General features: G+C 68.3%; 10 protein-coding genes. 9 read left to right on the top strand and 1 reads right to left on the bottom strand.

What is annotated here, in order from left to right:
* From UUA_RS01550 to UUA_RS01540, 3 genes are all read left to right on the top strand, one after another.
* The coding region (locus tag UUA_RS01550) for an alpha/beta fold hydrolase (protein ID WP_008433664.1) at positions 1 to 268 on the top strand (268 nt) is incomplete at its 5' end.
* 69 nt (positions 269 to 337) lie between these two features.
* Entirely contained in the window at positions 338 to 1,144 is an 807-nt protein-coding gene (locus UUA_RS01545) for a helix-turn-helix transcriptional regulator (RefSeq protein WP_039953395.1), read from the top strand.
* Positions 1,145 to 1,200: 56 nt separating this feature from the next.
* A complete protein-coding gene (locus UUA_RS01540; RefSeq protein ID WP_008433661.1) occupies positions 1,201 to 3,108 on the top strand; it encodes an aspartyl protease family protein in 1,908 nt (635 codons plus the stop codon).
* Positions 3,109 to 3,162: 54 nt separating this feature from the next.
* Here the strand turns inward: UUA_RS01540 and UUA_RS01535 are convergent, their stop codons facing one another.
* Complete coding sequence (locus UUA_RS01535) at positions 3,163 to 4,872, bottom strand: dipeptidyl-peptidase 3 family protein (protein ID WP_008433660.1); 1,710 nt, start codon at positions 4,870 to 4,872, stop codon at positions 3,163 to 3,165.
* Between the two features lie 127 nt (positions 4,873 to 4,999).
* Here UUA_RS01535 and UUA_RS01530 point away from each other — a divergent pair, with 127 nt between their 5' ends.
* The 6 genes from UUA_RS01530 to UUA_RS01505 all read left to right on the top strand — a co-directional run bounded on the left by UUA_RS01530 (position 5,000) and on the right by UUA_RS01505 (position 10,729).
* Positions 5,000 to 6,358 (top strand): TCR/Tet family MFS transporter, encoded by a 1,359-nt coding sequence (locus UUA_RS01530; protein ID WP_008433658.1) that lies wholly within the window; start codon positions 5,000 to 5,002, stop codon positions 6,356 to 6,358.
* The gene (locus UUA_RS01525) at positions 6,355 to 6,861 is read left to right on the top strand and encodes a DUF1993 domain-containing protein (protein ID WP_039953394.1); all 507 of its coding nucleotides are present in this window, start codon (positions 6,355 to 6,357) and stop codon (positions 6,859 to 6,861) included. The genes UUA_RS01530 and UUA_RS01525 overlap by 4 nt, the downstream gene beginning before the upstream one ends.
* 151 nt (positions 6,862 to 7,012) lie before the next feature.
* Positions 7,013 to 7,234: a hypothetical protein gene (locus UUA_RS01520; RefSeq protein WP_008433655.1), complete on the top strand. Its 222-nt coding sequence runs from the start codon at positions 7,013 to 7,015 to the stop codon at positions 7,232 to 7,234.
* 163 nt (positions 7,235 to 7,397) lie between these two features.
* Positions 7,398 to 9,044, top strand: a complete 1,647-nt coding sequence (locus UUA_RS01515; RefSeq protein ID WP_008433654.1) for an NAD(P)/FAD-dependent oxidoreductase — start codon at positions 7,398 to 7,400, stop codon at positions 9,042 to 9,044.
* 66 nt (positions 9,045 to 9,110) lie between these two features.
* A complete protein-coding gene (locus UUA_RS01510; RefSeq protein WP_008433652.1) occupies positions 9,111 to 9,431 on the top strand; it encodes a helix-turn-helix domain-containing protein in 321 nt (106 codons plus the stop codon).
* The gene (locus UUA_RS01505) at positions 9,428 to 10,729 is read left to right on the top strand and encodes a type II toxin-antitoxin system HipA family toxin (protein WP_008433649.1); all 1,302 of its coding nucleotides are present in this window, start codon (positions 9,428 to 9,430) and stop codon (positions 10,727 to 10,729) included. The genes UUA_RS01510 and UUA_RS01505 overlap by 4 nt, the downstream gene beginning before the upstream one ends.
* Positions 10,730 to 10,822 lie beyond the last annotated feature (93 nt).

Genomic DNA, 10,822 nt, shown 5'->3' with positions numbered 1-10,822 from the left:
GCGCATCGACCCGCGGCTGACCCGCCCCAGCGCGGTGCGGATGGCCGAATCTCAGGTGCATGCGCTGCTGCGCGGCATCGCCGCGCCCACCGCCCTGCTGCTGGCGCAGCCGGCCACGCCCTACCTGCCTGCCGCGATGATGCAGGCACGCGCCGCCTGCGTGACGGACATCGCGGTCAGCCACATGGAAGGCGGCCATCATCTGCACCTCGAACACCCGCAAGCCGTCGCCGACTGGATGCTGGGCCACCTGCCCCCGCCGCGCTGAGTTCCCGCTCGCGGCGAGTCCGTTACCGTTGGCACATTCGTCCGCCATGCACGGCCGTACACTGCATCCATGCAACACTTGGCACGCACCAACTTCGGCCGGCCCGAACGGCTGCACACGAGCGGCGGCCTGCGCGTGTCGGTGACCAATTATGCCGGCGACTCGGCGCTGCCCTGGCACGAACACGACGACCCCTACCTCTGCCTCGTCGCCGCCGGCGGCTACACGCAGCGCGCCGCCGGAGGCGATACCGAGTGCAGCAGCGGCCTGTTGCTGGTGCATCCGCAGGGCCATCGCCACGCCAATCGTTTCGCCAGTTTGGGCGCGCGCTGCCTGAGCATGTTTCTTTCGGCCGAACTGGCCGCCGACACCGGCGTGCGGCGCCTGCTCGGCGATCATCGCCTGCTGCAGCTGCCCGATGCGGTGCACCTGCGGCAACGGATCGAACGGGAGCTGGCCGCCGGCGACGACGCCGCGGCGCTGGCCCTGCATGCGGCAGTACTCGAACTCGTCGCCCACGCCTGCCGGCAAGGTCATGCGCCGAACCGCCCTGGCTGGCTGCCGCGCGTGCTCGAACGCCTGCACGACGATCCGCTCGCGTCGCCGTCGCTGCAGGAGCTGGCGACACTTGCCGGCGTGCACCCGGCGCATCTGGCGCGGCGCTTTCAGCAAACCCAGGGGGTCTCGGTGGGCGAATACCAGCGCGGGCTGCGCATCGCCATCGCGCGCAAGGCACTGGCCGAAGGCAGCCGTCCGATCGCCGCGGTAGCCGCCGAGGCCGGCTTCGCCGACCAGAGCCATTTCGCCCGCGTGTTCAAGCGGATGACCGGGCAGACGCCACGTGATTTCCGCCGGGGCGTGCAAAAAGCGTCCTGATCGGTCAAGCGCGTCCTAGACGGCTTTTGTGCCGCCGCGCCAGCATGAGATACCCCATGGAGATTCCGACCATGCCGCACCGGCCATCGTCATTGCGTATCCGTCTGTTGCTGTTCGCGGGGCTGTTGCTGCCGGTCGCCTTGCCAGCCGTTCCGGCCAGCGACGGCGCCATCGCATTGTTGCAGCAGTTGCGCCAGGCCCATGGCGGCGCCCGCTGGAACGCCATCGGCGCGCTGATCGCCGATGGCCAGGAGACCGGCGAGGGACTGAGCGGCCCCGTGCACGCCGCCGTCGACCTGCGCACCGGCCACTTCGCCATCCGCGCACGCAACCCGATGTATCCGCGTGCTGATGGCCTCGACGCGCAAGGCCGCTGGCACCAGGACAGGTCGGGACTGATCCATCCCCTGGATTCCGCCGAAGCCCGGGCGATGGCGATCACCGAGAGCTGGGTCGAGCGCTTCGGCGTGCTCACCGCGCCGGCCGCCGCCAGCTACCGCGCCGTGCCCGACGCGACGGAGAACGGGCGCCGCTTCGCCCGCGTGGAGGCGACACCACCGGGCGGCCGCCCCGCCACGTTGTGGATCGACAAGGCCACCCACCGGCTCGATCGCGCGGTGTGGTCCGGTTCGTTCCTGGTAATGACCCGGCGCTACGCGGATTACCGGACCGCGCAGGGTCTGCAGCTGCCGTTCCGCATCAGCAACGTCGGCGCCACCCTCGGCGGCGCCACCGACAGCGACAGCGACGACGTGATCGAACGCTACCAGGCGCTGGCCACCATGCCGGGCAATGCGCTCGAACGGCCCGACGGCACGGTCCGCGACGTCAGCATGCGCAACGGGGCGAGCCGCGCGATCACGCCCATGCATTTCCAGGGCAGCGTGGTGCTGGTGGAGGCCAGCATCAACGGCAGCCGGCCGATGCCCTTCATCCTGGATACCGGCGGGCACGCCATCCTCACCGAAGAGACGGCTAAGCAGCTGGGCCTGGCCAGCCAGGGCAAGGGCGTCAGTACCGGTTCCGGGCCGGGCTCGATGCGCCTCGCCTACACCCGGGTCGCGATACTGACGATGGGTGCGGCGGATATCCGCGACCAGCCGTTCCTGGTGATGCCCTTCGGCTACGGCTTCGCCGAGCGCGGCGACCAGGCACCGATCGCCGGCATCCTCGGGCTGGAGATCTTCGAGCGCTTCGCGGTGACCTTCGACTACGACCACGGGCAACTGGTGTTGCAACCGTTCGACCACGGCACGCCGCCGCCCGCGGTGAAAGGCAATGCCCTGCCACTGCGCTTCACGTTCGACATGCCGCTGGTCGACGCCAGCGTGGACGGCAGGCGCGGCGTCTTCGGCATCGATACGGGCAACTCGGGCTTCCTGCTGCTGTTTCCGCAATGGGTCGAGCGCGAAGGTCTGCTCGCGCACTACGCCGAGGGCTACCCGCAGCCCACCGGCGGCGTGGGCGGGGCCTTTGTCTCGCGCATCGCGCACGTACGCTCGATGCGTCTGGGTGGGGTCGAGCTCGGCGATCCGCTGGCGCAGCTGACCCGCGCCGATGCCGGTGCCGTCGGCAACCCGACCGAGGCCGGCAACATCGGCCAGGACCTGCTGTCGCGCTTCAACGTGCACTTCGACTACCGTCGCCAAACCATGACCCTGCTGCCGCGCAGCCAGCCATCGCCGCGCCGCTTCGCCACTGCCGGGTTGCGTGCGGCCAAGGTCGACGCGCAGCACGGCGACCGCTTCACGGTGAGCTGGGTGGTGCCCGGTGGCCCCGCGGCCGAAGCAGGCCTGCACAAGGGCGACGAAATCGTCGCGGTCGATGGCCAGCCGGTGCGCGCGATCGGCAGCGAAAGCTTTCGTCAGGCCAGCCATGCCCAGGCCGAAGGCACCATGCTGACACTGAAGCTCGCCGACGGACGCAGCCTGCGCATCGCGATGCGCGACCTCGCGCCGCGCTGAACGCCAGGACGCACGCTGGCGGCCATGGCGCCCTGCGCGCCGCGGCCGTCCACACTACGGCTGCTTCAGGCCCAGCACGGCCAGACCCTGCTCGAAGCGGATATCGACCGGGATATGCGCCTGGTCGAGCCGCTTCAGGTCACCGGCCAGTTCGGCGTCGACGGCGCCCATCTGATCGGTGAGCTGTTTCGCGGCTTCGTAGTCGCCGTTGCCCTGGATGGTCAGCAGTTTCGCCGACAGTGCGTTCATCGCCGCGGTCATCTTGTCGAAGTCGACGCGGTAGCGGCCGGTGTTCTCATCGCGACTGAACGCGCCCTGCTGCTTGAAGAAGTTGAAGCGCACCATGTTCGCCTTGGCGTGCGCGTCGGACGCGCCGAAGCGCACCGAGCGCAGGATGCCGGCGAGGAAGGTGACGTAGTTGTCCATCAGCTTCGCCTTGTCCAGCTCGCCCTTGTCGGCGAGCTTGGTCACCATGTACAGGCCGAGGATGTCCGCCTTGCCTTCCTCGAAGCTGGAGGCCTGGTCCTTCAGCGCCTTGCGCACGGTGCCCTTGCCGTCCAGTGTCTCCTTGATGCCCAGGCCGTGCGCCACCTCGTGGAACATGGTGTTCTGGAAGAACGCGTCGAAGCTGAGGTTGTGCTGCTGGTCGTCGGCGATCAGCTCCCTGGCGATCGGCAGCATGATCTGCTCGAACTTCGCCTGCATCACGTTTTCCAGCTGCAGTCGGCGCGTGCCCTTCTTCAGCTGCACCTGTTCGTCGTTGGGCAGGTTGATCGCGATGGTCTTGGCGCCGGCGTTGGCGTCGCCGCCGTAGTAGACCGCGAAGTAGGCGTTGAGGTCGGCGTCGGCGCCGGGCTTTTCGGCCTTGTACTTGTCGGCTACCGGCAGCTCGCGCTGCAGCTCGGGCAGGTATTTGGCGAAGCGCGCCAACTTCGCGCTCCAGGCCTGGTCCTTGATCAGCACATAGGACTCGTAGCTGGCCTTGTAGCCGTACAGCTGGTCCTCGTAGGTCTCGATCGGGCCGATCACGAGGTCGATCGGGTTGTGCTTCATGTCCATCCAGGCGAAGTCGCTGGCCTGGTAGTCATCGCTCAGCAGTGCGTCAGCGCGCAGCATGAGGTATTTCCTGAAGCCGGCATCCTTCGCCAGCTTCGCGGCCTGGCGCAGCAAGCCGGCGGTCTTCTCCAGCTCGGCCTTGTACGCCTCGTGGTAGGGCACGGTGACCAGCTGCCCCTGCGCGTCGCGGCGCAGCAGGGTGTACAGCGCGGTCTTGTCCTTCAGCGGGGAGGCGTCGAACTCGGCCTTGGTCATGTCGGCCGGGTAGAACTGCGCGCCGAGTGGACGCGCGCCGACACCATCGACGAACGGCTTGTCGTTGTCCAGCCGGTTCCACGGGCCGTAGTTGATCTCGGCGAACTCGCGCGTGGCCGGGTCGGCGATCTTCTGCAGCAGCGCGTCGCGGTCGCCCCACGCCTGCTTCCAGTACAGCGCGTTCATGCTGTCGGCCGCCTCGACCAGCAACGCGATCATCTTCTTCTGCCGCGCGTCGAACTTCGACAGGTCGGCAGTGAGCTTCACCGTGGCGTAGTCGGCCAGGTGCTTCTGCACGGCAGTGCTGGTGCCGGCCGGTACTACCGGCGCGCTGGCCGCCGGCGCTGGCGCCAGTTCCTCCTTCGACACCGGTGCCGTGGCGGTGGCGCCCTGGTTGGAGGAACAGGCGGCCAGTGCCAGCAGCAGGCATGCGGGGAGCAGACGTCGGAGCATGGCGATTCCTTGGCGAAGGGTTTGCCCATGGTATCGCGCCGCGTCGGCGCGCGATGCGCGACGGGGGTGCACGTGCCGCGCCGCGGCCGTTCGGCTATCGTGCCCTCCCCATCGCCGCGCCATGCCCATGGACCCGTCGCCGCCGACCGCCGCCGCACCACGCCACCGGGCCGCGCTGGCCTTCATCTACGTCACCGTGCTGCTGGACATGCTGGCGTACGGCATCATCATCCCGGTGCTGCCGCACCTGGTGGAACAGCTGGCCGGTGGCGGCATCGCGAACGCGGCGTGGTGGGTGGGCATCTTCAGCACGGTATTCGCGATCGTGCAGTTCGTGTTTGCGCCGGTGCAGGGCGCGCTGTCGGACCGTTACGGCCGTCGGCCGGTGATCCTGATCTCCAACCTCGGCCTGGCGGTGGACTTCGTGGTGCTGGCGCTGGCGCCCGCGCTGTGGCTGCTGTTCCTGGCGCGCATCCTGCTCGGCATGACCGCGGCCAGCTTCAGCACCGCCAACGCGTACATCGCCGACATCACACCGAAGGAAAAACGCGCGGCCGCGTTCGGCATCCTGGGCAGCGCGTTCGGGCTGGGCTTCATCATCGGTCCCGGCGTGGGTGGCTTCCTCGGCGGCATCGCGCTGCGCCTGCCGTTCTGGGTGGCGGCCGCGCTGGCGCTGTGCAACTTCCTGTACGGCTGCTTCATCCTGCCCGAGTCGCTGCCGAAGGAGCGCCGCACGGCCCGCCTCGAACTGCACAGCGCACACCCGTTCGGCTCGCTGAAGCTGCTGCGCAGCCATCCGCAGGTGCTCGGCCTGGCGGTGGTGCTGTTCCTGGTCTACCTGGCGCACTACGTGCTGCAGACGGTGTTCGTGCTGTACGCGGATTACCGCTACCACTGGGGCCCGCAGGCGGTCGGCTACGTGCTGATGCTGGTCGGCGCCTGCGACGGCGCGGTGCAGGCGCTGCTCACCGGCCGGCTGGCGCCGCGCTTCGGCGAACGCCGCGTGCTGCTGGCCGGCATGCTGTTCGGCGTCGGCGCGTTCCTGGTGATGGGCGCGGCCGACACCGGCAGGGTGTTCCTGCTCGGCGTGCCGCTGCTGGCGCTGTGGGGGCTGGCGATGCCGCCGATCCAGTCGATCATGACCCAGCAGGTCGACCCTTCCGAGCAGGGCCGGTTGCAGGGCGCGATCGGCAGCCTCGGCAGTTTCGCCGGCATCTTCGGGCCGTACCTGTTCGCACAGATTTTCGCGCTGTCGATCGCGCCGTCCTCGCCGGTCCATCTGCCGGGTGTAGCCTTCGCGCTTTCGGCCGCGCTGATGCTGGCTGGCCTGGTGATCGCCGCCCGGGTCACCCGCCGGCTGCCGCCGACTGCGGCGCCGACGCCCGGCGAAGCCGCTCCCCGCGTGCTTCCCGGCGAGCCGCTGGCGCTGCTGACTGCCGCCGCTTCACCCGAACACCCCCTCAAACCAAAGGAAGATCACCCATGACACTTTCCATGTACCAGGTCGCCGTTCCCGTCTTCGTCCGCGCGCTGGGCAACCTCGCCCACGTGCTGAAGAAAGGCGAGCAGCACGCGAAGTCGAAGAACGTCAGCGACGAAGTGCTGCTGCAGACCCGGCTGATCCCGGACATGCTGCCGTTGATCAAGCAGATCCAGATCGCCTGCGACATGGCCACCCGCGGCGCCGCCCGCCTGGCCGGAGTGGAGCCGCAGGGGTTCGAGGACAACGAGACCACGCTGGAGCAGGCCTACGACCGCATCGAGCGCTCGATCGCGTACATCAAGAGCTTCGCGCCGGCGCAGATCGACGGCAGCGAAACCCGCTCGATCCACCTGAAGATGCGCAACGGCGAGATGAACTTCGAAGGCCAGGCCTACCTGCTGCACTTCACCATCCCGAACCTGTTCTTCCACTGCACCACCGCCTACGACATCCTGCGCCAGGCCGGCACCGACATCGGCAAGACCGACTTCATCGGCAACGCCTGAGAGGGTGGCATGGCGGCGAGTCGGAGCAAGGGTCGTCGCCACCAGATCGCAAAAGTGTGATGCAAAGCACATTTTGCGGTCGGCCCATGGCCTGTGTCCTGCAGGAAGGGGAAGCAACTCCCCCACATCCCCCTTTCCCGGAGCAAACGTCATGGAACAGATCAAGTGCATCATCGTCGGTGGCCCGCAGCACGGCTTGGTGCTGCGTCACCCGTGGGACGGGCGCCGCCCGGCCCCGTTGTGCGTCACCGCCGCCGACGGCGAGCCGTGCGTCGTCGCCGCCCGCCGGCACGACCGCAACCGGCGCCCGCAGTACCTGCTGCTGCACCCGCGCGCCACGGGCGAACAAATTCTGACCATGCTGGCGGCCTGAACTGACCCAACGGGTCACTTTCGGGCCGCGCCGCCCGCATTGGCACCGCCCTTGGTCGCAGACAGGATGTCGCAGGCCGGAGCTCCTTGTCGGGCACGCGACGTCGCATCGACAATAGTCCACCGGGCCAGCGCCCCTCGCCGATCGACCCCACCGGGCTCCCATGCTGCGACTGTCCGACCTCAAGCTGCCGCTCGACCACGGCGAGGCCGCGCTCAGCGCCGCGATCCTCCGGCGGCTGGACATCGGCGCCACTGAACTCACCGGCTACACCATCGCCCGCCGCGGCTACGACGCCCGCAAGCGCGGCGCAATCGTGCTGATCTACGCGCTGGACATCGACACCCCGCGCGAGGCCGAGCTGCTCAAGCGCTTTGCCGACGATGCGCACGTGCAAGCCACGCCGGACACCAGCTACCACTTCGTGGCCAAGGCGCCGCCGCGGATCGAACACCGCCCGCTGGTGATCGGCTTCGGCCCCTGCGGGCTGTTCGCGGGACTGATCCTGGCGCAGATGGGTCTGCGCCCGATCATCCTCGACCGCGGCAAGCAGGTGCGCGAGCGCACCAGGGACACCTGGGACCTGTGGCGCAAGCGCCAGCTGCACCCGGAATCGAACGTGCAGTTCGGCGAGGGCGGCGCCGGCACGTTTTCCGACGGCAAGCTGCACAGCCAGATCCGCGACCCGCAGCATCACGGCCGCAAGGTACTCACCGAATTCGTCGAGGCCGGCGCGCCGGAGGAGATCCTCTACGTCAGCAAGCCGCACATCGGCACCTTCCGCCTGGTCTCGATGGTGGAGAACATGCGCGCCACGATCGAGTCGCTGGGCGGGGAGATCCGCTTCAGCCAGCGCGTGGACGATCTGCTGATCGACACCAACGCCAGTGGCGAGCGCCGCGTGCGCGGCGTCACCCTGCCCAGCGGCGAACAGCTGCGTACCGACCACGTGGTGCTGGCGCTCGGCCACAGCGCGCGCGACACGTTCGAGATGCTGCATGCACGCGGCGTGCATCTGGAAGCGAAACCCTTTTCGATCGGCTTCCGCATCGAGCATCCGCAGTCGGTGATCGACCGCGCCCGCTTCGGCCCGCAGGCCGGTCACCCGATCCTCGGCGCGGCCGACTACAAGCTGGTGCATCACGGCAAAGGAATTCAGGGCGGACGCGGGCGTTCGGTCTACAGCTTCTGCATGTGTCCCGGTGGCACCGTGGTGGCCGCCACCAGCGAACCCGGCCGCGTGGTCACCAACGGCATGAGCCAGTACTCGCGCAATGAGCGCAACGCGAACGCTGCGGTGGTGGTCGGCATCGAGCCCGCCGACTTCGCGCCGTTCGATGCCAGCGGCAGCCCGCTGGCCGGCATCGCGCTGCAGCGCGCGCTGGAAAGCCAGGCCTATGTGCTGGGCGGCGAAAACTACAACGCGCCCGCGCAACTCGTCGGCGACTTCCTCGCCGGCCGCGCCTCGCGTGAATTCGGCGACGTGCAGCCTTCGTACCAACCGGGCGTGACTCTCGGCAATCTCGACAGCGCGCTGCCCGACTACGCGATCGCCGCGATCCGCGAGGCGCTGCCCGCATTCGAGCGGCAGCTGCGCGGCTACGCGATGCATGACGCGATCCTCACCGGCGTCGAGACGCGCACCTCCTCGCCGGTGCGGATCACGCGCGACGACAGCCTGCAAAGCCTCAACATCCGCGGCCTCTATCCCGCCGGCGAAGGCGCCGGTTACGCCGGCGGCATCCTTTCTGCCGCCGTGGATGGCATCAAGGTGGCCGAGGCCATAGTTCGAAACATCATGAAAAACTGAAGCCTGTCGGATATTGTCAACGAGCGACGACATAGCTATATTGTCAACGATCGCTGACATTTCGTAATGTCGCCGTACGGCGACTCCGAGGCCATCATGTTCATCCGAACCTCGCAGGACATCGGCGCCCTGCTGCGAGAGAGCCGCAAGAAGGCCGGGCTTGGCCAAGCTGAGCTGGCCCGCCGCATCGGTGTCAGCCGGCAATGGGTGGCGGAGGTCGAGCGCGGCAAGCCACGCGCGGAAATGGGCCTGGTGCTGCGTGCCCTCAACACGCTCGACAACCCGCTGCAAACCGGCTTGGCAACACCTTCCTATGGTCGCGTCGCCGATACGCCGGATATCGACATCGACGCCATCATCGACGCCGCACGGCAGCCGCCGCAGTGACGGTCGACACGCTGGTCGCCATGATGGACGGCACGGCCATTGGCACCGTCGCCCGCGAACGCAGCGGCCGCTTGCGTTTCGACTATGCGGACGCGTGGCGCCGGCATCCTGACGCCCTGCCGCTGTCGCTGTCCATGCCGTTGGTACGAGCGACGCATCCGCATGCCGTGATCGACGCCTTCCTGTGGGGGCTGCTGCCCAACAACGAGCAGACCCTGGCGCACTGGGCCAGCCGGTTCCACGTCTCCGCTCGCAACGCGTTCGGCCTGCTGACGCACATCGGGGAGGATTGCGCCGGTGCGGTGCAGTTCGTGCCAACCGGGCGCCTGTCCGCGCTGCAGGATCAAGTCGTCGATGACATCGGCTGGCTGGACGAAACCGAGATCGGCGAACGCCTGCGCGTCCTGCGACACGACCCTTCCGCCACCCGCCGCGCCACCGACCACGGCCAGTTCAGCCTTGCCGGCGCGCAACCGAAGACGGCGCTGCTGCGGCGCGATGGCCGCTGGGGCGTGCCCGCCGGGCGCACACCCACCACGCACATCCTGAAGCCGGCGACCGCCGCGTTCGATGGTCACGCCGAGAACGAACATTTCTGCCTCGCCCTGGCCCGCCGGCTCGGCCTGCCGGCGGCGCAGTCCGAATTGCACCGGTTCGACGGCGAGCCCGCCATCGTGGTGGCCCGTTTCGATCGTATCGAGCATCAGGGCCGACTGCTACGCGTACATCAGGAAGACCTGTGCCAGGCACTTGCTGTTTCGCCAACACGCAAATACCAGAGCGATAGCGGCCCCGGCCCGCTAGCCATCATCGACGTATTGCGCACCCATTCCAGCGCCCCTTCCGAAGACGTGGATACCTTCATCGATGCGCTGGCGTTCAACTGGCTGATCGCCGGCACCGATGCACACGCGAAGAACCACGCATTGTTGTTTGGTCGCGGCGGCCGCGTTCGCCTGGCGCCGCTGTACGACCTGGGCAGCGCGCTTCCCTACCCGGCGCTGCGCCAGGACAAACTGGCGATGGCGATGAAAATCGGCAGCACCTACCGCCTGCGCGACATCCGCCGGCACCACTGGGAAACGCTGCTGCGCGACGCGCGTGTGGATATCGAACCGGCGCTGGCGCGCATTGCCGGCATGGCCGAGGCCTTGCCCGATCATGCCAGCGAGCTGGCTCGACGCATGCGTGACGACGGCCTCGATCATCCGATCCTGCAATCCCTGCCAGCCCTGCTCGCCGACAGCGCTCGCGAGAAAGGCGGCCGGCTTGCGCAATTCCCCGGCCACGATGATTGACACGAAATAACGTTCAATGAGCGCGATGGCTCATGTCTGTCACGCGACTCCAATCCCCACCCGCTGCCGTAGGAGCCCGCTGGCGGGCGATAC

Origin of the sequence: Rhodanobacter thiooxydans LCS2 (assembly GCF_000264375.1) — a bacterium.
GTDB classification, from domain to species: domain Bacteria; phylum Pseudomonadota; class Gammaproteobacteria; order Xanthomonadales; family Rhodanobacteraceae; genus Rhodanobacter; species Rhodanobacter thiooxydans.
Note: the sequence above shows the minus strand (reverse complement) of the source record. Positions and strands in the feature narration are given on the sequence as shown.